The organism is Streptomyces scopuliridis (assembly GCF_042790125.1).
Lineage (GTDB): Bacteria > Actinomycetota > Actinomycetes > Streptomycetales > Streptomycetaceae > Streptomyces > Streptomyces scopuliridis_A.
Map to the genome: position 1 here is coordinate 1 of NZ_JBHTZS010000051.1, position 23,050 is coordinate 23,050.

Annotated in this window: 16 protein-coding genes; 8 read left to right on the forward strand and 8 right to left on the reverse strand. The window is 71.3% G+C overall.

Annotated elements, in window-relative coordinates:
• Positions 1 to 45: 45 nt before the first annotated feature.
• The 4 genes from ACFRKB_RS37460 to ACFRKB_RS37475 form a co-directional block, all read right to left on the reverse strand.
• The gene (locus tag ACFRKB_RS37460; protein WP_383111073.1) at positions 46 to 1,758 is read right to left on the reverse strand and encodes an LCP family protein; all 1,713 of its coding nucleotides are present in this window, start codon (positions 1,756 to 1,758) and stop codon (positions 46 to 48) included.
• A gap of 45 nt (positions 1,759 to 1,803) precedes the next feature.
• Entirely contained in the window at positions 1,804 to 3,603 is a 1,800-nt protein-coding gene (locus tag ACFRKB_RS37465; protein ID WP_383111074.1) for an LCP family protein, read from the reverse strand.
• Positions 3,604 to 3,825: 222 nt separating this feature from the next.
• Positions 3,826 to 5,112: an LCP family protein gene (locus ACFRKB_RS37470; RefSeq protein ID WP_383111075.1), complete on the reverse strand. Its 1,287-nt coding sequence runs from the start codon at positions 5,110 to 5,112 to the stop codon at positions 3,826 to 3,828.
• Between the two features lie 277 nt (positions 5,113 to 5,389).
• Positions 5,390 to 6,142: a TIGR03089 family protein gene (locus ACFRKB_RS37475; RefSeq protein WP_383111076.1), complete on the reverse strand. Its 753-nt coding sequence runs from the start codon at positions 6,140 to 6,142 to the stop codon at positions 5,390 to 5,392.
• A gap of 127 nt (positions 6,143 to 6,269) precedes the next feature.
• Between ACFRKB_RS37475 and ACFRKB_RS37480 the strand changes: the two genes are divergently transcribed.
• The 3 genes from ACFRKB_RS37480 (at position 6,270) to ACFRKB_RS37490 (ending at position 10,348) form a co-directional block, all read left to right on the forward strand.
• Positions 6,270 to 7,562, forward strand: a complete 1,293-nt coding sequence (locus ACFRKB_RS37480) for a peptidoglycan recognition protein family protein (protein ID WP_383111077.1) — start codon at positions 6,270 to 6,272, stop codon at positions 7,560 to 7,562.
• 46 nt (positions 7,563 to 7,608) lie between these two features.
• A complete protein-coding gene (manB, locus tag ACFRKB_RS37485) occupies positions 7,609 to 8,742 on the forward strand; it encodes a mannose-1-phosphate guanylyltransferase (protein WP_383111078.1) in 1,134 nt (377 codons plus the stop codon).
• 610 nt (positions 8,743 to 9,352) lie between these two features.
• Positions 9,353 to 10,348: a DNA-3-methyladenine glycosylase family protein gene (locus ACFRKB_RS37490; protein WP_383111079.1), complete on the forward strand. Its 996-nt coding sequence runs from the start codon at positions 9,353 to 9,355 to the stop codon at positions 10,346 to 10,348.
• A 9-nt stretch (positions 10,349 to 10,357) separates the two neighbouring features.
• Here ACFRKB_RS37490 and ACFRKB_RS37495 read toward each other — a convergent pair whose 3' ends face one another.
• The 3 genes from ACFRKB_RS37495 to ACFRKB_RS37505 all read right to left on the reverse strand — a co-directional run bounded on the left by ACFRKB_RS37495 (position 10,358) and on the right by ACFRKB_RS37505 (position 13,227).
• Complete coding sequence (locus ACFRKB_RS37495; RefSeq protein WP_383111080.1) at positions 10,358 to 11,650, reverse strand: coenzyme F420-0:L-glutamate ligase; 1,293 nt, start codon at positions 11,648 to 11,650, stop codon at positions 10,358 to 10,360.
• A complete protein-coding gene (gene cofD / locus ACFRKB_RS37500; RefSeq protein WP_383111081.1) occupies positions 11,647 to 12,603 on the reverse strand; it encodes a 2-phospho-L-lactate transferase in 957 nt (318 codons plus the stop codon). Before cofD ends, ACFRKB_RS37495 begins: the two co-directional genes overlap by 4 nt.
• A 123-nt stretch (positions 12,604 to 12,726) precedes the next feature.
• Positions 12,727 to 13,227, reverse strand: coding sequence for a cysteine dioxygenase (locus ACFRKB_RS37505; RefSeq protein ID WP_383111082.1), 501 nt, complete (start codon positions 13,225 to 13,227; stop codon positions 12,727 to 12,729).
• 711 nt (positions 13,228 to 13,938) lie between these two features.
• Between ACFRKB_RS37505 and ACFRKB_RS37510 the strand changes: the two genes are divergently transcribed.
• The 3 genes from ACFRKB_RS37510 to ACFRKB_RS37520 all read left to right on the forward strand — a co-directional run bounded on the left by ACFRKB_RS37510 (position 13,939) and on the right by ACFRKB_RS37520 (position 19,868).
• The gene (locus ACFRKB_RS37510; RefSeq protein WP_014046372.1) at positions 13,939 to 14,202 is read left to right on the forward strand and encodes a WhiB family transcriptional regulator; all 264 of its coding nucleotides are present in this window, start codon (positions 13,939 to 13,941) and stop codon (positions 14,200 to 14,202) included.
• Between the two features lie 240 nt (positions 14,203 to 14,442).
• A complete protein-coding gene (locus ACFRKB_RS37515; protein WP_383111083.1) occupies positions 14,443 to 18,312 on the forward strand; it encodes a glycosyltransferase in 3,870 nt (1,289 codons plus the stop codon).
• Positions 18,309 to 19,868: a DUF5719 family protein gene (locus ACFRKB_RS37520; protein WP_383111084.1), complete on the forward strand. Its 1,560-nt coding sequence runs from the start codon at positions 18,309 to 18,311 to the stop codon at positions 19,866 to 19,868. The genes ACFRKB_RS37515 and ACFRKB_RS37520 overlap by 4 nt, the downstream gene beginning before the upstream one ends.
• Before the next feature lie 87 nt (positions 19,869 to 19,955).
• On the opposite strand, the gene ACFRKB_RS37525 is transcribed toward ACFRKB_RS37520, so the two are convergent.
• Positions 19,956 to 20,384 carry a metallopeptidase family protein gene (locus ACFRKB_RS37525; RefSeq protein WP_383111094.1) on the reverse strand — a complete coding sequence of 143 codons (429 nt, stop codon included), beginning with the start codon at positions 20,382 to 20,384 and terminating at the stop codon, positions 19,956 to 19,958.
• A 274-nt stretch (positions 20,385 to 20,658) separates the two neighbouring features.
• On the opposite strand from ACFRKB_RS37525, the gene ACFRKB_RS37530 reads away from it, so the two are divergent.
• Together ACFRKB_RS37530 and ACFRKB_RS37535 are read left to right on the forward strand one after the other, a co-directional pair.
• Positions 20,659 to 21,084, forward strand: coding sequence for a DUF3499 domain-containing protein (locus tag ACFRKB_RS37530; protein ID WP_383111085.1), 426 nt, complete (start codon positions 20,659 to 20,661; stop codon positions 21,082 to 21,084).
• Positions 21,085 to 21,310: 226 nt separating this feature from the next.
• A complete protein-coding gene (locus ACFRKB_RS37535) occupies positions 21,311 to 22,927 on the forward strand; it encodes an L-lactate permease (RefSeq protein WP_383111086.1) in 1,617 nt (538 codons plus the stop codon).
• The last annotated feature ends 123 nt before the right edge of the window (positions 22,928 to 23,050 follow it).

The window sequence follows — 23,050 nt, forward strand, 5'->3', positions numbered from 1 at the left end:
CCGGTGAACCACCGGACGGCGCTCGCGGTTCCGTATGCGGGATCTCTAGAAGCGGTACGGCGCGTAGACGTCCATGCAGGCGTCCTCCTTCGCGCCGTTGAGCGCGTCGGCCGTGTCCGGTATGGCGCCCGCCTCCGGTTCGGCCTCCTTCGGGAAGGACGAGCCGCTGCGCCAGTCGGCGCCCACGACCACCGTGACCCCCGAGACGTCCGTCGACTTCGTCACCGACGCCGGCGGAATGCCGAGGGCCTTGGCCACCGCCTGGGCGTCCCCCTCCATATCCGCGCTCGGATAGCTGACCGTGCTCGTCTCCTGCGGGGTCTGCTGCGTATCGGCCTTGGCCAGCGTGAAGCCCTTGGCGTTGAGGACGCTCGCGATATCGGTCGCGCGGCGCGGCACCGGGCTCTGCGTGCCGCCGGTCCCGTTGCGTACGATCACGCCGGTGTCGGCGGGCGCCGTGGCCGGGTCCTTCGTGGCCGGGCCGGACGGCTTCTTCTTGGCGGCCTCGGTCTTGTCGCCGTTGCTGTCGAAGGCCACGTCGTCGCGGAGCATCGACCACAGCTTGCGGGAGTCCGTCTCCGCCGCGATCAGATGGTTCGCGTCCTGCGGATCCTGCACGGTCGGCATCGTCGTCATGGTGAGGCGGTTCGTCGGCACGTTCTTGAGCTGCATGGCCAGATCGAACAGCTTCGTGACCGTCTTGATCTCCTCGGAGACCTCCAGCGACTTCGTGGCCGCCTCCGCGAGACCCGTCAGCCGGGCGGTGTCGGTGAAGACACTCTGCGACTTGAGCGCGCGGATCATCGAGTTCATGTACATGTGCTGGGCCTTGGCGCGGCCGAGGTCGCTCTCGAAGGCGTGCCGGGTACGCAGCCACTGGAGCGCCTGCTCGCCCTGGATCTGATGCGTCCCCTTCGTGAGCTTCAGCCCCGAGCCTCCCGGGACCCCGGGCAGCGGCCGGTCCCAGACGTTGTTCCTGACGCAGACATCGACACCGCCTATCGCGTCGGCCATCTTCACGACGCCCGCGAAGTCGATCGTCATCCAGTGGTCGATATAGACGCCGGTCAGCTTCTCCCAGGTGGACAGGGTGCAGCCGGGGCCGCCGCGGGCCAGCGTCTCGTTGATGATGGCGTTGGTCTGCGGATACGTCTTGCCGGTGTCGGCGTCCTTGCACTCCGGGATGTCGACCCGGGTGTCGCGCGGGATGCTCACGACCGACGCGTTCTTCCGGTCGGCGGAGACATGGACGAGCATCTGCACATCGGCGAGCGGCGGATTGCCCGCGGTGTCCTTGCTGCCGCCCAGTTCGACGTTCTTGGGGTCGGCCCGGCTGTCCGAGCCGATCAGCAGGATGTTCAGCGGGGTCTGGCCCGCCGCGTTGGCCGCGGGCTTGTCCACGCCGCTGGAGCCGTTGCTGCGCTCGCCGCTGCGGATATTGCTGTTGAGATGGCGGTAGTAGAGATAGCCGGCACCGGCCGTCCCGAGCAGCAGCAGGGACAGCCCGGCGGCGACCCAGCGAAGTATTCGCCAGGGGCCGCGTTTCGACCGTCCGCGCCCCGGGCCACCGTGCCCGCCCTTGCCGCGCCGGCCCTTGCGCGTGGTGTCGCCGCCGCTGCCGTCGGCGTTCCCGCCGTCCACGGGCGCGCCGTCCCGCCGCGGCCGGTCACTGTCGTACAGGCTGTCGTCCCAGCCCAACTCCCTGGCGTGCGGGACGTCTTGGCGCGCCCCCTCCCGCCGTACGCTGCTCTGACCCATCCAGACTCCCTCTTCAGGCCGTCCGTATGGGCCGGCGTTCCGGCGTCACTTGGCGCATACCTGCTTGTCCGCTTCCACCTTCTGCACACCTTCCGGCGCCTTCGCCGGTCCGGTGATGGGCACGCCCGCGCCCTTGAAGTCCCCTCCGAGGGTCAGCGTCATCGCCTCAAGTCCCTCGGCGTCCTCGGTGCCCGGCTTCATCGCCGTGGCGGGCAGCCCCATCATCTCGGCGAGCGCCCGGGCCTGGTCGGCCTGGTTGGGCGCGTACTCCAGGGTCGTCTTGGCCACATCCGCGGGGGCATTGCCCTTGTTGGTGGACTTCAGTACGCCCTCGGTGTTCTGGAGCCAGTTCAGGGTCTCCTGCGCGGAGCCCTGCGGACCGCCGCCGTTGAACACATCGACGCGTACGTCGGACGCGTCGGCCTTGGTCCCCTTGAGGAGTTCTTCCTGCTTCGCCTTGGCGGCCTTCTCGTCCGCCTTCTCCTTCTGCTGCACCTCGGTCAGGGACACATCGTTCTGCATCATCGAGAACAGCGGATTGGCCTTGGCCTCGTTGACCACCACCGTCGCCTTGACGACCTCCGCCGGGTTGTCGAGCACCGGCAGCGTCATGAAGGTGATGTTCTTCGGGTCGACCTTCGACAGCTCCGTGGCCAGATCACTGAGCTTCTGGATGCTGCCGATGCCGGTGTCGACCGTGAGCGCGTCGGTCGCGGCCTCCGCCAGCTTGAACAGCTTGCTGGGGCTGGTGAGCGTGTCGCCCGACTTCATCTTCCGGATCATCGAGCTGAGGAACTGCTGCTGGGTCTCGATCCGGGTCAGGTCGCTCTCGTTGCCGAAGGCGTGCCGGGTACGGACGAAGGCCAGCGCCTGCTCCCCCTGGATGGTGTGGGTGCCCTTGCTCAGCTTGAGATGCGACTTCGGGTCGTCGACGTCCTTGGCCACACAGACCTCCACCCCGCCGACCGCGGTCGACATCGTCTTGACCGCGTTGAAGTCCGCCATCATGAAGTGGTCGACCGTGAGCCCGGTGAGCTCCTTGACCGTACGCATCGTGCAGCCCGGGTCCCGCTCGCTCTGGCCGAGGCTGGTGTTGAAGCGCGCCTGCGAGGTGCCGGGGATGACCTTCGTGCCGTCGGCGGTCTTGGTCTCGCAGTCGGGGATGTCGGTGATCAGGTCACGCGGGATGGAGAGGACCGTCGCGTTCGTACGGTCCTTGGAGACATGGAACAGGAGGGTCGTGTCGGCGTGGCCGACACTTCCCGCGTCGCCGTACCCCTCGTTGCCCGACCCGGTCCGCTTGTCCGTGCCGATCAGCAGGATGTTGACGGGCTGGTCCTTCTTGAAGCCGTCGCTGCCCGCGCCCTGGACGTCGATGGTGTCGATGTTGCCGTTGAAGTGCTGGTAGACGAAGTACCCGCCGACGGAGAGGCCCACGAGGAGGAACGCCAGCACGCCGCCCGTCCACACCAGCGCCTTCTTCTTGCGCGCCTTCGGGGGCTTGCGCTTGCGGCGGCCGACGGCGGCGTTCGCCGCTTCGGCCTGGCCCTTCCCCGCGCGCCGGCTGCGCTGGCCCGGTACGTCGGCGCGCGTCCCGCCGCGACCGCGCCCGCCGGAACGGGATTCCGTACGGGATTCCGTACGCGATTCCTCTCCGGCTTCGGCGGCAGGGCTCGCGGGCGCCTTCCTCGGGGCGTTCGCTCTTCTCGCGCCGCGCGGCTGGGGGGAGGGCGACTGCCCTGTGGAGTGGTCCAGTCGCAGTTCGTAGTTACCGGTCTGCGGGTTGAGGACCCACTGGTCGGCGGGGTCGATATCGTCCGCCTGTCCACGGCTATGCGCATCCACGGTTGCTTGAATCCTCCGTCGGTGCCACGCGAGGCGTCTTCCCCCGAAGACGCTCGGTCTTTCGATCCAGTAGTGCGCGACCTGACGGCCTGATGCACTGGATCGCGCCACACTATCCGTCCTGTTCGGCGTCGAGCGACGCCAGTGACACATTCCTCATCCCTTACAAGCGGGCAATCTGCCCAATCTTCATGGACTGAAGAGCTGCCTTTGGTTCTGGCTTTACCCGCACATGCCCGCCGCGGCATTTGTCCCCTGGAAAGTAGGGGCCGGGGAAGGGCTCCCCGTCGCCTGGGCACCGCTGTCGCCCGCGCTGTCGTTCTCCGAAGTCTTCACGGAGTCGTCACTCTCTCCCTCGCTCTTTCCGTCCCGTATGTCCTCCCCGCCCGGAGAGACCGATACGGGGGCGTCGTCCCGCAGCCGCTCGAAGAGGGCCTTCGCGGCCGGCTCGACAAGTTCATCGCGATTCGGGTCCTGGGTGTACGGCTGGCGCGGCACGGTCAGGAATTGCACCTTTTCCATCGGTACGCTCCGCATCGAGCGTGCCAGTTCGTAAAGGTCGCTGAGAGAGTTAAGCCCCGAGTCGGTGGTGAGTGACTTCGTCGCCGCGTCCAGCACGGGATAGAGCCGGGCCGGATTGAGCAGCACCCCATTGCTCTGCACCTTCTTGAAGAGCGCCCCCAGGAATCGCTGCTGGCGGTCCATGCGCTGGGTGTCGCTGCCGTCACCGATGCCATGGCGGGCGCGTACGAAGCCGAGGGCCTGCTCGCCGTCGAGGGTCTGCCGGCCCGCGGGCAGTTCGAGCCGCGCCTGGACGTCGTTGACCGGCTCGGCGAGGCAGACCTCGACACCGTCCACCGCGTCCACCACGTCCGTGAAACCACTGAAGTCGATCACCATGTGGTGATCGACGCGGATGCCGGTGAGCTTCTCGACCGTACGGATCGTGCAGGCGGCGCCGCCGGCCTCGAAAGCCCAGTTGAACTGCGCGAACTGGGCCTGGCTGCGGGTGCCGTCGGGCTTCGCGCAGCTGGGTATCTCCACCATCAGGTCGCGGGGTATGGACATGGCGGTCGCGCTCTTCCGGTCCGCCGCGAGGTGCAGCAGGATCGTGGTGTCGGAGCGCTGCGAACCGCCGTCGTCCCGGCCGTACTTGCTGTTTCCCTCGCCGGAGCGGCTGTCGGAGCCGACGAGCAGGATGTTCTGCGCGTCGAGGGCGACCGGGGTGGGCCGTTCCTTCTCGTACGCGTGCAACTCGGCGGCGGCGGAGGTGTCGGTGGTGATGTTCCCGTCGAGCTTCCGGTAGAACCACCAGCCGGCTCCGGCGGTGGCCAGGATGGCGACGGAGGTGCCCAGCGCGACCCAACGCAGCCAGTGGCGCTTGGGGTTGGGGTCGGAGGGCGGGGCGGCGGGCTCGGCATCGCTGCCGTCGGGCCCAGGCGCTCCGGTCAGCGGCTCGCTGCCGGACTTGCTGTCCGGTTCGGTCGCCGTGCCAGCGCTGTCGGTCACGTCTGCGTCCATCCTTCAAGGCGTCGGCGGCGTACTGGCCGCCGGTTGCAGGGGTAGACGGGCGAGCGCCGCGCTTGGTTGTGCTTCGCGTCGCACGTATCGCCGATCACGTACCGAGGTTGGGATACGTGCCGGGAAGTGAGGCCCGTTATGTGAAGGATGTTGTGTTTTGTTAGTTCGAATTCTCAGCGGATTCTCAGCTGAGGAGCGGCGACTTCGGGCGAGCGGCGAGGGCGGGCGAGATTGGCCGGTAGCGGTCTTGCCCGCCCGCCGCGTGTCACATCGCCCTGTCGGTCACGCGTTCGCTCTTGATGCGCTGTTCGAGCCCCTCCGCCGACAGCTTCCCGAGGTTGCGGCAGAGCACGACCGATCCGCCCGCCGCGAGCGGGGCGTACAGCCCGGCCGAGAGCCCGTCCCAACTGTCGTACGCCAGCCCCGACAGCAGCCGCGAGCCGGGCGTGAGACCGCGCTCCACGGCGTCCGCGCCCGCGCGCGCGACGAGTTGAGCCGCGGACAGCTCCACACCGCCCACGACCAGCGCAGGCTCGTCCGGATCCACCGGCGCGAACGGCGCGAACCGGTCGGCCTGGCCCGGCACCTCGACCGCGTAATCCATGAAGCCCTCGGGCTGCTCAGGAAAACGGCCGCCCAGCGGACGCAGCGCGAGCGCCACCCGCTCACCGCCGCACGCGCGCGCCGCGTCCAGCGTGTCCGGTCCGCTGACCACCAGATCCGCGCGGCCCGGGTCGCCACCGATCTCGACCGTCACCCCGACCGATGAACAGGCCAGCAGCCATACCGCGCTCTGCCAGTGCGCGGGAAGCAGCAGCGCGAGCCGGTCACCGGGCGCCGCGGCGAGATCGCCCTGCAGCAGATTCGCGGTCTTGGACACCCAATTGGCGAAGGTGGCCACGGACAATTCGACCCGCTCACCGGTGGCATCGTCGTAGAACGTGACCAAGGGGCGGGCCGGGTCCGTGGCGAGAGCGGATCGCAGCAGGTCGGCGGGGGTACGGTCGCTGGAGTTCACCCGGGAAAGGGTACGCCGGGGAGCCGGACGGCCGCCGCCGTACCGGTGACGGGGTACACCGGTTGGACCGACGGGCCGTCAGTTTTCCCGGCGGGCGTGGTGGTCGTGTCGCACCCAGGATCGGCACATGGGTGCCTCACTTGTAACCTCGATCGGCGTCGCGTGCACCGCCGCCCTGGTCCTCCCGCTGTCCTCGTCGGGCGCGATCGCCGCCCCACAAGTCCCACAGGCCACACAGCACACGGAGTCGGCCGCCGTACCCGGCTCCACCCAGTCGCTCCCCCTGGGCGCGGTCGGCTCCAACCGGTCCTCGGGCGCCGCCACGGAACAGGGCGTGACCCGGCGCGACGTCAGTCCGTTCTCGCTGCTCGGAGTCGTCTGGGACGACGCCGACGCCGAACTCCGCGGCACGGTCCAGGTCCGTACCCGCGCGGCCGGTTCACACCTCTGGTCCGACTGGCAGGACCTGGAGACGCACAACCAGGAACACGGCGCCGACCCCGGCACGACGGAGCACGACTCGGGACACACACGCGGCTCCACCGCCCCGCTCTGGGTCGGTGGCTCGGACGGCGTGGAACTGCGCGTACGGGCCGCCGAAGAGGGCGGGAGCGGCTCGGGGCGCGCGCCACTGCCGCAGGGGCTACGGCTCGAACTGATCGACCCGGGAGAGGACCCGCGAGGTGCCCCGGACAACAACGAGCCCGTACCCGACACCGCCATCTCCCCCGGGGACAGCGGGGATTGGGCACCGTCCGGCGAGGCGCCCCCGACCGAGCCCAGGGCCGCCGTTCTCCCCGACTCCGCGCGGTCGTACGCCGCACCGCGCCCGCGCATCATCACGCGCGGCGGCTGGGGCGCGGACGAGAGGCTCCGCGAGAGGCGGCTCGGCTACACCAGGACCGTCAAGGCGGCCTTCGTCCACCACAGCGCCACGGGGAACAACTACCGGTGCAAGCAGGCGCCCTCCGTCCTGCGCAGTATCTACCGCTACCACGTCAAGAGCAGTGGCTGGCGCGACATCGGCTACAACTTCGCCATCGACAAGTGCGGAAACATCTACGAAGGCCGCGCCGGGGGAGTGACCAGGCCCGTACTGGGCGCCCACACCCTCGGTTTCAACACCAACAGCGTGGGCATCGCCGTCCTCGGAACGTACGGCGGCACGAATCCGCGCGCCGCCGCGACGACCGCCGTCGCCAAGCTCACCGCGTGGAAGCTCGGGCTGCACGGCATCAACGCCCGCGGAAAGGTCACGCTGACCTCCGCGGGCAACGGAAAGTACGGCAAGGGCAGAAAGGTCAGGCTCAACGCCATCTCCGGGCACCGGGACGGATTCTCCACCGACTGCCCGGGAAGCCGGCTCTACGGGAAGCTCAGCGCCGTACGGAAGTCGGCGGGCGGATACCAGCGCCGCTGACGCGAGCGGTCGCGAACACTGGTCGGTTCCGTGTGCGCGTACGTGTATGCATGTACGGACGGAAGCGCCGACCCCAGCAGGAAGCGGAGACGACACGGTGACAGAAGCGATCCTCCTGGTCGGCGGCAAGGGCACCCGGCTACGGCCGCTCACCGCCCGCACCCCCAAGCCGATGGTGCCGGCGGCCGGCGTCCCGTTCCTCACCCACCAACTCGCTCGGGCGCGCGCGGCGGGCGTCGAACACATCGTCCTCGCGACGTCCTATCTCGCCGAGGTCTTCGAGCCGTACTTCGGCGACGGCTCGTCCCTCGGCCTCAGCCTGGAGTACGTGACCGAGCGGGACCCGCTCGGTACGGGAGGCGCCATCCGGAATGTCGCCTCCCGGCTCGACTCCGGGCCCGACGACCCGGTGCTGATCTTCAACGGCGACATCCTGACGGGCCTCGACATCAGAGCGCTCGTCCGGACCCACGCGTCGTCAGGCGCGGACGTCTCGCTGCATCTCACCCGGGTCGAGGACCCGCGCGCCTACGGTCTGGTCCCGACCGACGCGGACGGACGGGTGACGGCCTTCCTGGAGAAGCCGCAGACGCCGGAGGAGATCGTCACCGACCAGATCAACGCCGGCGCCTATGTGTTCCGGCGCTCGGTGATCGACTCCATCCCGGCGGGCCGGCCGGTCTCGGTGGAACGGGAGACCTTCCCCGGCCTGCTGGCCGCCGGCGCGCATCTCCAGGGCATGGTCGACTCCACGTACTGGCTGGACCTGGGCACCCCCCAGGCCTTCGTACGCGGCTCGGCGGACCTGGTCCTGGGCCGCGCCCCGTCCCCGGCGGTCCCGGGCCAGTGCGGCGAACACCTGATCCTGCCCACGGCCACGGTCGCCCCCGACGCCAAACTCACGGGCGGCACGGTGATCGGCCCATCCGCCCACATCGGCAACGGCGCGCGCATCGCGGGCAGCGCGATCCTGGACGGCGCGGTCGTGGAACCGGGCGCGGTGATCACGAACTCGCTGATAGGCGCGGGGGCGAGGGTGGGGGCGCGGGCGGTGCTGTCGGAGACGGTGGTGGGGGACGGGGCGGTGGTGGGAGCGGACAATGAGCTGAGGCAGGGGGTACGGGTCTGGTGCGACGCGGTGCTGCCGGCGGGAGCGGTGCGGTTTTCGTCGGACGTGTAGGCGTTTCGGCTGGGGCCGGTGGTCGGGTGCGGCTGCGGGTGTCCGGGGTGCGTTTCGGCTGGGGCCGGTGGTGCGGTGCGGGTTGTTGCCGGGTGGCGCTCCGGGGCTCGCGCCCGGGACGGCATGATTTACGTCGCGTGACGGGCCACAGTTGGAAGGCGGGCGTTCGCGCGCCACAAATCACGCTTTAGTGTCCCGGACACGACCCCTGCGCGCCCCCCTTCACCGCCCGCGCAAGCGACCCGGCCGTGCGCGAGGCGGCGGCACCGTCCCACCGGGTTGCACCCGCCCCCAACCTCGAGCCGGGCGGCGAGTCGCCGGGCCCACCGGGGGGAGGGGGTCGGGGTCGGAGGAGGTGCGTGTCCGGACGTAAAGCGTCGCAGCTCGCGCGAAGCGCGGTGAGGAAAGCAGTCCGGACACGTACCTCCGGAGGCCCCGGCCCCCGGCACCGCCCACCGCGCACCGCACCACGGCCCCCCGCCGGACGGCGCACCGCACCACGGCCCCCCGCCGGACGGCGCACCGCACCCCGCACACACGCCCCCCGCCGGACGGCGCCCGGCGCACCGCATAGCCTCGGGGGTGACCCCGACCCCCGAGGACCTCAACCGTGGCAGGCCGCTTCGCACAACGCCCCGTACCCACCCCGCGCCGCCCGCGCCCCGCGGACATCGCGGATCCCGTAGGCATACGGCGCCAGTGGACACCCCCCGAGCCCTACGACCTCGGGCTCGTCCTCGGCCCGCTTCGGCGCGGGCCCGCCGATCCGACCTTTCGCGCGTACCCGGACGGTTCCGTATGGCGCGCCTCCCGCACGCCCGCCGGCCCCGGCACCCTGCGGGTCGTGCGGCGCGGTGGGGTCGTGGAGGCCGAGGCGTGGGGCGCCGGCGCCGCGTGGATGCTGGAGCAGCTCCCCGAGCTGCTCGGCGCGGGCGACGACCCGGACGCGTTCGTCCCCCGCCACCGCCTCGTCGTCGAGGCCCAGCGGCGCCGGCCCGGCCTGCGGCTCTGCCGTACCGGGCTGGTGCTGGAGTCGCTGATCCCGTCCGTGCTGGAGCAGAAGGTCACCACCGTCGAGGCGTACCGCGCCTGGCGCATCCTCGTGCGCACGCACGGCGAGCCCGCGCCGGGACCCGCCCCCGGACCCGGTTACGGCGATCAGCTGTATGTCATGCCCGACGCGCGGACGTGGGCGATGATCCCGTCCTGGGAGTGGCACAAGGCCGGTGTCGACGCCAAGCGCTCCTCGACGATCCTGCGCGCCGTCCGGGTCGCGCGCCGGATGGAGGAGGCCGCGGCGATGGAGCCGGAGCGCGCCGCCGCCCGGCTGGAGCTCGTTCCGGGGATCGGCCCGTGGACCGCCGCCGAGGTCGTGCAGCGCTCCAACGGCGCCCCCGACGCCGTCACCGTCGGCGATCTGCATCTCCCGGGCATCATCGGCCACGCACTCGCGGACGACCGGGACGCCGACGACGCGGCGATGCTCGAACTCCTCGCCCCGTACGCCGGCCAGCGGCACCGCGCGACCCGGCTCATCCTGCTGAGCGGACGGACCCCCGCCCGCCGGGCGCCCCGGATGGAGGCCCGGAACATCGCCCCGTTGTGAGAGATCCGGCTACCGCACGGTGAGGAAGGACTCCGGCGAGCGCGCCGGGCGGTCCCTCGGCGGGGCGGCCGCGTGGCCCACCGCCACCGCGCCCATCGGGTCCCAGCCCTCGGGCAGATCCAGTACGTCCCGTACGACCTCCCGGCAGAACATCGTCGAGGAGACCCACGCGGAGCCGAGCCGCTCACCGGCCAGCGCCACCAGGAAGTTCTGCACGCCCGCGCCCATGGCGACCACGAACATCTCGCGCTCCGCGCCGTCGCGCCGGGCGTCGCCATAGGTGTGCGAGCCGTCCGTCACCAGGCACGGCACCACCAGATACGGCGCCTTGCGCAGGAGGTCGCCGCGGCGGACGCGCTTGGCGATGGACTCCTCCGACTTGCCGTCGCGGCGCAGATCCGCGATCCAGGCGTCGCGCATGGCGTCGAGGAGGCGCAGCCGCGACTCGGGCGACTCCAGGAGGACGAACCGCCACGGTGTCGTGTGATGCGGCGCCGGGGCGGTGACGGCGGCCGTGACCGCGCGCCGGACCGCGCCGGGGTCGACCGGCTCGTCCGTGAACTCCCGGACCGTACGGCGCTGGGTGACCGCTTCCCGCACCGCCTCCGACGTGCCGAGCCGGAACATGTCGTCCGCCGCGACCCGCACCATCGCCCGCGCGTCCGTGTCCGTGTCGCCGACGAGGTGGCCCAGGCCGCTCACCACGGCGACCGGCAGCCCCTCGGTCTTGCCCTTCACCAGGTCACCGGCGGCGGCCAGTTCGTCGGCGAGGGCGACGACGGTCGCCTCCAGCGGGTTGCCCTGGGCGTCGGTCCCGCCGCGCAGGTCGTTCAGGACGCGTACGCCCGAGGCCCCGATCGCCACATCGGTGAGGCCGTTGCGCCAGGGCCGCCCGAAGGTGTCGGTGACGATCACGCCGACGTCCACACCGAGCGCGTCCCGCAGCCCCGCCCGTATCGTCCGGGCCGAGGCGTTGGAGTCCTCCGGCAGCAACAGCACTGTTCCGGCGGCGGTGTTGGAGGCGTCGACCCCGGCCGCCGCCATGACCAGCCCCTGTTTGTTCTCGACGATACGGAGGGGCCCGCGCCGCGCGACGACCCGTACGGTCTCGGCGTCGATGGCCGCCTCACGGTCGGTGGCCGTGAGGATCCGGCCCTCCGCCTTGGAGACGATCTTCGAGGTGACCAAAAGGACATCGCCGTCGACCAGCCCGGGACCGGCGGCCACGATCAGTTTGGCGAGGTCGTCGCCGGGCCGGACCTCCGGCAGTCCGGGCAGGGCGCGGACGCGGTACGACGTCATGCCCGTACCTCCTCGGCCAGCGCCAGCGCCGCACGGGCCATCGCGGCGGTCGCGTCCAGGTCCGTCATCATCAGGGGGACGGCGCGGCTGCGGATCCCCGCGCTCTCGATCCCGGCCACGGCCGCGGCGTCCACGGTGTCGACCAGCCAGCCGTCGAGCAGTCCGGAGCCGTAGTGCAGGGCGACGGCCTGCGCCGTCGACTCGACGCCGATCGCGGCGAGCACCTTGTCGGCCATCCCGCGCACCGGCGCGTTCCCGACGATCGGGGAGAGGCCGACGACCGGGACGCCCGCCTCGGCGATGGCCTCCCGGATACCGGGCACGGCCAGGATCGTGCCGATGCTGACCACGGGGTTGGACGGCGGGAAGAGGATGACATCGGCGGCGGCGATCGCCTCCAGCACCCCCGGCGCCGGCTTGGCCTGGTCGGCGCCGACGGGGACGACCGCCTGGGCGTCGACGGACGCCCGCATCTTCACCCAGTACTCCTGGAAGTGCACGGCCTTGCGTTCGCCGTCCACATCGACGGCGACGTGCGTCTCGACGCGGTCGTCCGACATGGGCAGCAGCCGCACGCCGGGCTTCCAGCGGGCACAGAGCGCCTCGGTGACGGCGCTCAGCGGATAGCCCGCGCCGAGCATCTGCGTGCGGACGATATGGGTGGCGAAGTCGCGGTCGCCGAGGCCGAACCACTCGGGCCCCACGCCGTACGCCGCCAGCTCCGTCTTGACCTGGAACGTCTCGTCCGTACGCCCCCAGCCCTGTTCTTCATTGATGCCACCGCCGAGGGTGTACATCACCGTGTCGAGGTCGGGGCAGACCTTCAGCCCGAACAGATGGATGTCGTCACCGGTGTTGCCGATCACCGTGACGTCCGCGTCCGGCGCGGCCTGCTTGAGGCCGCGCAGGAAACGGGCGCCGCCGATACCGCCGGCCAGAACCACAATGCGCATAAAGACAGTCTGTCAGCCGGAGGCTGATCGTTGAGGGGCGGTGGTCGGGTGACGGGTGGGCCAGTCTGTCAGCCGGAGGCTGATCGTCGAGGGGCGGTGGTCGGGTGACGGGTGGGCAGTCTGTCAGGCGGGTACGACAGCCTGGGTCGCCGGGGCGCAGCGCGCGGAGTGCATGGGCATCTCGGTCAGACCCGGGTAGTAGATGTGCAGACTCACCGCCGGTTCGATCGCGTCGTTGACCACCTCATGGACATAGCCCGGCGCGAACACCCGCTGCGCGCCCGGCGCGAGGGCGCGGCTCCCGCTCTCCGAACGCTCCGTCAGCTCACCGGCGAGCACGGTCAGTACGCCCGAGGACCGGCCGTGGTCGTGCGATCCGCTGCCCTGGCCGGGCACCCAGGAGAGCAGCCACACCTCATAGCCGGGGCCGGTGCGCAGCCGGTGGTACCAGCGGCTGGTGGCGTCGTACTGGACGAGCGGGGCCCACTGCGCCCGGTCGGCGGCGAGGGCGCGTGCGAGGCCGGCGAATTCGGCGACCGTCGCCGGGTGCTCCCGGGCGGGCTGGAGAAGGTGCGGGACCTCAAGGAGGTCGCCGGCGATCTGGAGGTCGCTGTCGCTGTTCATGGGGGCGGTGGTTCCTCGGCAGAAAGGATGTACGGCGGGGACGCGGCGGGTGCGTCGGATCGCGAGGGGAATCGCGGGGAGAACGCGGGGCGGACGCGCGGGAGATCACGGAAGGGTGATCGGGAGGAGTGGGACGGCCGGCCGGAGCCCGGAGGCGTCAACAGCAGGCGGAGCTGGAACAGCGACAGCGGGCCCGGAGAGCGCTGCGGAATCCACGGAGGTGGGTCGCGGAGGGCGCGGGGTTCGCTGGCATGGAACCAAAGGTCGCGAATCCGGTGACGGATGTCAACTCAATGGCCGATTTGGCCGTAATGTTTCACCTCATCCGGTTAATCCGATCGCGGAGCGGTTTGGGTGGCGGTGGACGCGGACACATGGGGCAGCGACCGTGCTCGTAAACACCTTCGCGCCCTCGTGATCAGACTGTGATCCGGATCGCTTCCCAGGGGTGACCCGCAACAAGGTTGCGGTTCTCGGCGTCTTTCTTGTCGGGAAGGGGGTGGATGCGAACAGGCCAGTGGCATGTGTCAGGTTTTTGGTGATTTGAACACTTTCCGCATAGCCTTGGTTCCGCAGAGTGAATACCGGGCCCAATAGCAGATCTCGGCTTGACCGGACCGGAGCCACACACTTGTAATTTCACTCGTGTCGTTCGGCCGAAATCGATAGCGGCCACATCACGGGGACGCAAAAGACAGACGAGGGGCGCACATGACCGAGCTGTTCCAGCAACTGCTGGTCGAGGACGCGGACGAGGAACTCGGCTGGCAGGAGCGCGCCTTGTGCGCCCAGACAGATCCCGAGTCCTTCTTCCCCGAGAAGGGCGGTTCGACGCGTGAGGCCAAGAAGGTCTGTCTCGCCTGTGAGGTCCGATCCGAATGCCTTGAGTACGCCCTCGCCAATGACGAGCGATTCGGTATCTGGGGCGGCTTGTCGGAGCGCGAACGGCGCCGGCTGAAGAAGGCCGCGATCTGACCGCGGCCCGGCCGGCCCGGCCGCGGTGGCCGGGGCCGAAAACCGTCCGGTCGCCCGGCACGACCGGCACCACCCCCTATGTATGGCACGGTCCGCAGTCTGCACCTCCCCGCAGACGGCGGACCGTTGTGTTTCCCGCCCGTCCGCCGCCCCTCCCCCCTACCGTTAGTGTGGGGCCCCGTCCGAGACGCTCCCACGCCCCTTCGGGGCGACCCCCCGGCCGGAGGGCCCGCTACCTCAATGTCCCCCACCACCGCCGCGTTCGTTTCCGCCACCGCCACCGCCCCCGAGTTCCCACGGCATGTCGTGACCGCGGTGCTCGTCGCCCACGACGGTGCGCGCTGGCTGCCCGACGCCCTCGCAGGGCTGCTGGGCCAGGAACGACCCGTACAGAACGTCATGGCAGCCGACACCGGCAGCGCCGACGACTCCGCCCGGCTGCTCACCGAAGCGCTCGGCGCGGAGCGCGTCCTGCATCTCGCGCGCCGGTCCGGATTCGGTACGGCCGTGGACGAGGCGGTACGCACCGCCGGGGTGCTCACGCCCGACGATCTGCCGTATCTGAAGCGGCCCAGCGGCTGGGACCCGGAGACCCGGAGCTGGCGCGACGACACGTACGACATGCCCGAACTGCCGCACGGCGAACCGGTGCAGTGGCTCTGGCTCCTCCATGACGACTGCGCGCCCGACCCCGACGCGCTCGCCGAGCTGCTGCGCGTCGCCGACTCCGACCAGTACGCGGCGGTCGTCGGGCCCAAGCTGCGCGGCTGGTACGACCGCAAGCAGCTCCTCGAAGTCGGCGTCTCCATCGCCAACAGCGGACGCCGCTGGACCGGACTCGACCGGCGTGAACAGGACCAGGGCCAGCACGACCAGGTCCGTACCGTCCTCTCCGTCTCCAGCGCCGGAATGCTCATCCGGCGCGACGTATGGGACGAGCTCGGCGGCTTCGACCGACGGCTCCCGCTGATGCGCGACGACGTGGACCTGTGCTGGCGCGTGCACGCCGCCGGCCACCGGGTGCTCGTCGCCCCCGACGCCGTCCTGCGGCACGCCGAGGCCGCCGCCCGGGAGCGCCGTACGGTCGACTGCGCGGGCCGCTCCGTCGTCAACCCGCACCGCGTCGACAAGGCCGGCGCCGTCTACACCATGCTCGTCAACGCGCGGGCCGCCGTCCTCCCTTACGTACTGCTCCGTCTGGTCGTCGGCACCCTGCTGCGCACGCTCGCCTATCTCGTCGGCAAGGCGCCGGGACAGGCCGTCGACGAAGTGATGGGGCTCTCCGGCACCCTGCTGCGGCCGGGCCGGATCGTCAGCGCCCGGCGGCAGCGTGGCAAGGGCGTCGTCGAGGCGGCCGAGCTGCGTCCGCTCTTCCCGCCGCCCGGCGCCACCGTCCGGGCCACGGTCGAACAGATCGCCGGCAGTCTCGGCGGCGGCTCGGACGCCGACGCGGGCGGCTCGCGGCACGGCGCCGTCGAGTCGGGGCCCGGCGGTGACGAAGCCGACTTCATGGAGATCGAGCAGTTCGCCCGGCTGAAGAAGCTCGCGCACAAGCCGGGCCCCGTCCTCTTCGGGATCCTGCTGCTCGTCTCGCTCATCGCCTGCCGCGGCCTCTTCGGCGGCGGTGCGCTCGCCGGCGGCGCGCTGCTGCCCGCGCCCGCCGATGTCTCCGGCCTCTGGTCGCGCTACGCCGACGGCTGGCATCCCGTCGGTACGGGCGTCACCGAGTCCGCGCCCCCCTATCTCGCCGTACTCGCCGCGCTCTCCGCGCTGTTCCTCGGCTCCACCGGCTTCGCGCTGACCCTTCTTCTCGTCTGCTCGGTCCCGCTGGCGGGAGTCACCGCCTACTTCGCCTCGCGGCCGCTGGTCGAATCGCGGCTGCTGCGGGCCTGGGCGAGCGTCGCGTACGCCTTCCTGCCCGCCGCGACCGGCGCGCTGGCCACCGGACGGCTCGGTACGGCTGTCCTCGCGATCCTGCTGCCGCTGATCGCCCGTGCCGCCGTCGCCGCGTACGGGATGCGCGGCGGGGCGGGCGGCGTCGCGAGCGGGGAGAGCCGCGGCAGCTGGCGCGCCACCTGGGCGTACGCCTTCCTGCTGACGTTCGCGATGGCCTTCACACCGGTCGTATGGCCGGTGGCGCTGCTGCTCGGCCTCGGTGTCCTGGCGCTGCGCCGCGACGACCTCGCCGCGTACGGGCCGCGGGTCCTCGCCGGGCTCGGCACGCCCTTGCTCCTGCTGGCGCCCTGGTCGCTCTCGTTGCTCACCTCGCCGTCCGCCTTCCTGCGGGAGGCCGGGCTGGAGTTCGGTACGGGATCGGCCTCCGCGCTCGATCTGCTCGGCATCAGCCCCGGCGGGCCCAAGGCGGCCGGCGGCATCCTGCTGCTCGGGATCGTGTTCGCCGCGCTGGCGGCGCTGCTGCGCGGGGAGCGGCAGTTCGCGATCCGCTCGGCCTGGGCCGTCGCGCTCCTCGCGCTGGTCTTCGCCGTACTCACCAACAACTCCGGCTGGGCCGGACCCGCCACCCTGCTCTACGGACTCGCGCTGATCGCGGCGGCCGTGCTCGGCGCGGACGGCGCCCGGGAGCGCGTCGCCGCGGAGAGCTTCGGCTGGCGCCAGCCCGTCGCCGTACTCATCGCCGTCGCGGCGGTCCTCGCCCCGCTGCTGGCCGCCTTCGGCTGGATGTTCAGCGGCGCGGCCGGACCACTGGAGCGCCGCGATCCGGTGCAGGTCCCCGCGTTCGTCGCGGAGGAGAGCATCACCCGCGACCAGCCGCGCACGCTCGTCCTGGGCGGCACGTCGGCGGCCGAGGTCTCCTACTCGCTGGTGCGCGGCTCGGGCGGGCGGCTCGGTGACGCCGAACTGACCGCGTCGGGCGGCGGCGATCCGCGGCTCGACAAGGTCGTCGCCAACCTCGTCGCGGGCTCCGGCGCCGACCAGACCGACCAGCTCAGCGGCTTCGCCATCCGCTACGTACTCGTACGGGACGGAGTGCCGCGGCAGACCGGCCGGGTCCTGGACGCCACTCCGGGGCTGACCCGGCTGAGCCAGCTGGACGGCAGCGCGCTGTGGCGCGTCGACCGGCAGATCTCGCGGGCCACGATCGTCGACGGCAAGGGCGAGGGCGAGCCGCTGGCCGTCGCGTCCGAGCCGGTCGAGGCGCACACGGAGATCCCGGCGGGCGCCTCCGGGCGGGTGCTGCGGATCGCGGACCGGGCCGCCGAGGGCTGGCAGGCCACGCTCGACGGCAAGGTGCTGACGAAGAAGACCGTCGACGGCTGGGCCCAGGGCTTCGAACTGCCCGCCGAGGGCGGCCGTCTCGATCTCACGTACGAGGACCCGATCACGCACACCGCGTGGATCTGGGCACAGGGCGCGCTCGCCGTCGTCCTGCTGGTGCTCGCCCTGCCGGGGCGCCGCCGGGAGATCGACGACGACCTGCCCGACGAGGACATCGAGATCCCGGCGCAGCCGGTGTCGGGCGAGGGCCGGCGCGCGCGCAGGCTGCGTGCGGCGGCGGAGGCCGAGGGACTGGAGACGGGCGAGACGGGCGAGACGGACGTGACGGGGGAGTACGCGACCGCGAGCCGGCCGGCCGTTCCGCCGGCGCCCGCCGCCCCGCCGGCCTCTCCCGCCACGCCTGTTGAGGAGCCGTACGGCACCGGGCAGGGCCAAGTCGGCCAGGGGGAGCAGCAGTCGGCGTACGGGGCGGTGCCCCAGCAGCCCCCGTACGGCGAGTGGGACGCCACGACGTACGCGGGCGCCGACTACACGCAGGCCCAGTACCCGAACGAGCGGCAGTACGGCGAACAGTACGGCGAGGGCCAGTACCAGCAGAACTATCAGCAGCCGTACCAGCAGTATCCGGCGGACCCGTACCAGGAGGGCCAGTACCAGGAGGGCCAGTACCCCGCCGGCCAGTATCAGGGCGAAGGCCAGTACCAGGAAGGGCAGTACGACCCGTCGCGGTACGACGCGTACGGCTACGGCCAGCAGGCTCAGCAGCCGGAGCAGGCTCAGCAGGCTCAGCAACCACCGCGGCCCCAGCAGCCCTACGCCGACGGTACGGAGAACGAACAGCGCCAGCGCCCCGACGGGAGCAGTAACCAGTGAACCGTACGACCCTCTCCCTCATCGCGGTCGCCACCGCCCTCGTCGCCGTCACCGGCTTCGCCGCCCTGACCGCGCCCGAAACGGGGGGCACGGCGGCCGCCCAGGCCCCGGCCCGGCTGCCCGTGGAGCGCACCAGCCAGCTCTGCCCGGCGCCGAGCGTCTCGGACGTCGCGGAGACGACGTACACCTCCATCACACCGGCGGGCACGGCGGACGCCGGGACGGCGGGCTCGGCCGAACTGACGGAGTCCGTCGTCACCTTGGTCGATCCCGCCGACACGGACGCCTCCGACGACAAGGCGAAGGACGAGGGGGACACGGCGGGCGGGAAGAAGGACCCGGCGAAGGACCAGCCGTTCGTCAGCCTGAAGGAGCCCGGCAAACCCGTCTCCGTCGAGGCGAGCGGCGCCGAAGCGCCCGCACTCGTCGGCACCGCCACCGGCCGGCTCGCGCCTGGCTGGACCACCCAGCAGACCACCACGGTCGGCGTCGGCGACGCGCGCGGTGTGCTCGGCCTGAGCTGCACGGCCCCGGACACGGACTTCTGGTTCCCCGGCGCCAGCACCGAGAGGTCGCGCCAGGACTACGTCCATCTCACCAACCCCGACGACACCGCGGCCGTCGCCGACATCGAGCTGTACGGCGCGGACGGCGCGGTCAAGTCGGAGGTGGGCGAAGGCATTCCGGTGCCCGCCAGGTCCAGCGTGCCGGTGCTGCTCTCCACCCTGACCACCGAGGCCGCGGCCGATGTGACCGTCCATGTCACCACCCGCTCCGGCCGGGTCGGCGCGGCGGTGCGCGTGGCGGACAGCGCGGGGGGCAGCGACTGGCTGGCCGCCTCGGCGGATCCGGCGTCGCGGCTGATGCTGCCCGGAATCCCGGCGGACGCGACCGACGTACGGCTCGTGGCGTTCGCGACGGGCTCCGACGACGCCGATCTGAAGGTGCAACTGGCGGGCGCGGACGGCACGATCACCCCGGCGGGCAAGGAGAGCCTTCACATCAAGTCGCAGATGACGGCGACCCTCGAACTCGCGGACATCACCAAGGGCCAGGCGGGTTCGCTGATCCTCACCCCGGACGAGGGCGGTAGCGCGGCCCCGGTGGTCGCGGCGCTGCGCGTGGTCCGCGGCAAGGGCGACAAGCGGGAGATCGCGTTCATCCCGGCGACCGCGCCGATCGCGTCGCGCTCGACCGTCGCCGACAACCGGGCCAAGGGCTCGACGCTCTCCCTGACCGCGCCGGGCGCGACCGCGAAGGTCAAGGTCACGGCCTCGACGGGGACCGGGGGCGGCGAGCCGGCCGAGAAGACGTACACGGTCAAGGGCGGTACGACCCTGGCGGTCACCCCGCCGGTGCCGGCCGGGCTGAAGGGCTCGTACGCGCTGACGGTCGAGCCGGAGCCGGGCGGCGGTCCGGTCCACGCGGCGCGCACGCTGGAGCTGCCGGAGGACGGGGTTCCGATGTTCACGGTCCAGACGCTGCCGGACGACCGGGGGACCGTGTCCGTACCGAAGGCCAAGGAGGACCTGTCGATCCTGGACGACGGCAGCTAGTGCCGGAGGGGCACTGGATCCCGTCCGCCCGCGAAGATCGGCCGGACGGGGCCCAGGGCCTGTCCCTGTCGGCGTCCGGTCCGTCGTTCATTCCTGTCCGTACCGGGGATCGACGGACTCGGGCGCCAGCCCCAGCAGTTCCGCGACCTGCTCGACCACGACCTCGTGCACCAGCAGCGCGCGGTCGTCGCGGTTCTTGGTACGGATCTCCACCGGCCGCCGGTAGATCAGGATCCGCGCCGGGTGGTCCTTGCCGGCCGGAACCGAGCTGCCGAGCGGCACGGTGTCGTCCTGCGGGGTCGGCACCTCCATGACCATGAAATCCACCTCGGCCAGCTGGGGCCAGCGCCGCTCCAGCCGGTCCACGGAGTCCCGCACGAGATCGCGGAAGGACTCGGAGCGGCTGGTCGAGAGCGGCACCTGGGGCGGGGCGACGGGCCCACGCATACCGCGGCCGTGACGGTCGCGGCGGCGCGGCCGTGGTTCGGTCGGGCGGGGCGGTACAGGACTGTCCATCACTGACGCAGGGTAGCCCTCCCCACCCCGCGGATATCGCGGCTGCCACCCCCTCGTGCGGCATGTCGCATATTGAGCATTCAGGCCAAGCTTGGGCTCGATTCCAGGCGTCCCCGCGATCACCGCTCTCGCCGTCATTGACGGCTTTTGCCCCAAGTCGTGACCGGGTAACGGAGTGTCGTCATTCGATCACTCCTCTTTCCATGCAGGTCAGGGCAGTTACTTCCGGCCAAGTTGGGCGGGATATCGCGCCGCGACACGGGTGAGTGACCTGGTGGGGAGTCGTCGCGGCCCGCTCAAGAGTGCGGTACCGTCCAACATCGTGAGCCCTGTACGTCGCTGTTCGCGCACCGCGTGCGGCCGCCCTGCTGTCGCGACACTGACGTACGTCTATGCCGACTCGACCGCGGTCCTCGGCCCGCTCGCCACCTATGCCGAGCCTCATTGCTACGACCTGTGTGCGGAACACAGCGAGCGGCTGACCGCCCCGCGCGGCTGGGAGGTCGTCCGGCTGACGGACGGTTCGGCTCCGGCGCGTCCGAGCGGTGACGATCTGGAGGCGCTCGCCAACGCCGTACGCGAAGCCGCGCGCCCGCAGGAGCGTGCGGCGGGGGGCGGCGGCAACGGCGCACGCGGGGCGGATTCGACGGAGGCCGGGCGCCGGGGGCATCTGCGGGTGCTGCGCTCGCCCGAGCCCTGATCCCCGAGTCGTGATCCCCGAGTTCTGATCCCTGAGTCCTGGTCCCTTATCCCTGGGTCTCGATCTTCGGGTCTTGATCTCTGGGCTTGATCTCTGATCTTGATCGCACTTTCCGGCTTTCCGGTACAGATCCTGTACGGGCCATTGACCTCGCCTTGGCGTGCACACGACCATGCCTCCACCTGTGAGAGATCACTTTCCGTATCGCGGAATCCGGAGGACTGTCGTGTACGTACAGCAACTGGAACCCGTCGCCGACTCGCTCGCCCTCTCCGCCCTCGTCGCCGCCCTCCCGCTGGCCACCGTACTGATCCTGCTCGGTGCCCTCCGTATGAAAGCCCACCGCGCGGGGGTCATCGGTCTCGCCGTCGCCGTGCTGGTGGGCTGGCTCGTCTTCGGTATGCCTCTCGGCCAGACCCTCTCGGCCGGCGTCCAGGGAGCGCTCTTCGGGCTCTTCCCGATCATGTGGATCGTCGTCAACGCCCTCTGGGTGTACCGGATGACGGTCCGTACCCAGCATTTCGACATCCTGCGGCGCTCGTTCGGACGGCTCTCCGACGACCCCCGTATCCAGGCACTCGTCATCGCCTTCTGCTTCGGCGCGCTGCTCGAAGCGCTCGCGGGCTTCGGGGCGCCGGTCGCCATCTGCTCGGTGATGCTGGTGGCGCTCGGCTTCTCGCCGGTCAAGGCCGCCGTCGTCTCGCTCGTCGCCAACACCGCGCCCGTGGCGTTCGGTGCGATGGGCACCCCCGTGGTGACGCTCGCGCAGGTCACCGATCTGCCGCTGGACACCGTCGCCTCGGTCGTCGGCCGGCAGACCCCGCTGCTCGCGCTCGTCGTACCGCTCGTGCTGGTCTGGCTCGTCGACGGCCGACGGGGGTTGCGTGAGACCTGGGTGGCCGCGCTGGCGTGCGGATTCGCCTTCGCCGCCGCCCAGTTCCTGGCCGCCAACTACGTCTCCGCCCAACTTGCCGACATCGGCGCCGCGCTGGCCGGAGCGGCGGCGCTGGTGGCCGTACCGTCGGCCCGCAGGCCCGCCGCGGAGCCGGTGCGCGCCGCGGTGCTCACGGGCGTACGGAGCGAGGACCTGGACCGCGAGGACCCGCGCCCCGAAGTAGTGCGCGCCTACGCCCCGTACGCACTGATCGTGGTGATCTTCTCCATCGCCCAGATCCCGCCGGTCAAGGAGACGCTGGCCAGGGCGACGAGGGTGTTCGACTGGCCGTTCCTCGACGCCGCGGACCCGGACGGGAACCGCGTCGGCGCCAATGTCTTCTCGCTGCCCCTCGTCGCGACCGGCGGCACGCTCGTGCTGCTCGCGGGCCTCTTCACGGCCGTCGTCCTCGGCGTACGCGCGGGGGAGGCGGCGCGGGAGTGGGCGGCGACCGTGTACGAACTGCGGTACGCGATCCTCACCGTCACCTCCGTACTGGCCCTCGCGTACGTCATGAATCTGTCCGGACAGGCGGGCACCATCGGGCACTTCGTCGCCGCGGCGGGCGCGGGGCTCGCGTTCCTCTCGCCGATCCTGGGGTGGTTCGGCGTCGCGGTCTCGGGTTCTGACACCTCGGCCAACGCCCTGTTCGGCGCGCTCCAGGTGACGGCGGCGGCGCAGTCCGGGCTGTCGCCCGAACTGCTGGCCTCGGCGAACAGCTCCGGGGGAGTGCTCGGCAAGATGATCTCGCCGCAGAACCTGACGATCGCGTGCGCGGCCGTCGGACTCGCGGGCAAGGAAGGGGATCTGCTGCGCAAGGTACTGCCCTGGAGCCTGGTCCTGTTGCTGGTGATGTGCCTCATCGTGCTGGGGCAGAGCACCGCCGTGCTGGGGTGGATGCTTCCCTGAGACTCAGGGACCGTCGCTGAGGTTTAGGGACTTACGGCTGTCCGCCGGACCGTCGAGAGGCGGCCGGCGGGTAGTTTGAAACCGACCGCAGCGGATCACGGCAGACCGCGCGGACCGCGGTGC

What these genes read in the sequence shown, in the direction of transcription:
- ACFRKB_RS37510 (WP_014046372.1), top strand. Translation starts at nt 13,939, where the DNA reads ATGACCGAGCTGTTCCAGCAACTGCTGGTCGAGGACGCGGACGAGGAA.
- ACFRKB_RS37495 (WP_383111080.1), bottom strand. Translation starts at nt 11,650, where the DNA reads ATGACGTCGTACCGCGTCCGCGCCCTGCCCGGACTGCCGGAGGTCCGG.
- ACFRKB_RS37515 (WP_383111083.1), top strand. Translation starts at nt 14,443, where the DNA reads ATGTCCCCCACCACCGCCGCGTTCGTTTCCGCCACCGCCACCGCCCCC.
- ACFRKB_RS37460 (WP_383111073.1), bottom strand. Translation starts at nt 1,758, where the DNA reads ATGGGTCAGAGCAGCGTACGGCGGGAGGGGGCGCGCCAAGACGTCCCG.
- manB (WP_383111078.1), top strand. Translation starts at nt 7,609, where the DNA reads ATGCATGTACGGACGGAAGCGCCGACCCCAGCAGGAAGCGGAGACGAC.
- cofD (WP_383111081.1), bottom strand. Translation starts at nt 12,603, where the DNA reads ATGCGCATTGTGGTTCTGGCCGGCGGTATCGGCGGCGCCCGTTTCCTG.
- ACFRKB_RS37505 (WP_383111082.1), bottom strand. Translation starts at nt 13,227, where the DNA reads ATGAACAGCGACAGCGACCTCCAGATCGCCGGCGACCTCCTTGAGGTC.
- ACFRKB_RS37525 (WP_383111094.1), bottom strand. Translation starts at nt 20,384, where the DNA reads ATGGACAGTCCTGTACCGCCCCGCCCGACCGAACCACGGCCGCGCCGC.
- ACFRKB_RS37480 (WP_383111077.1), top strand. Translation starts at nt 6,270, where the DNA reads ATGGGTGCCTCACTTGTAACCTCGATCGGCGTCGCGTGCACCGCCGCC.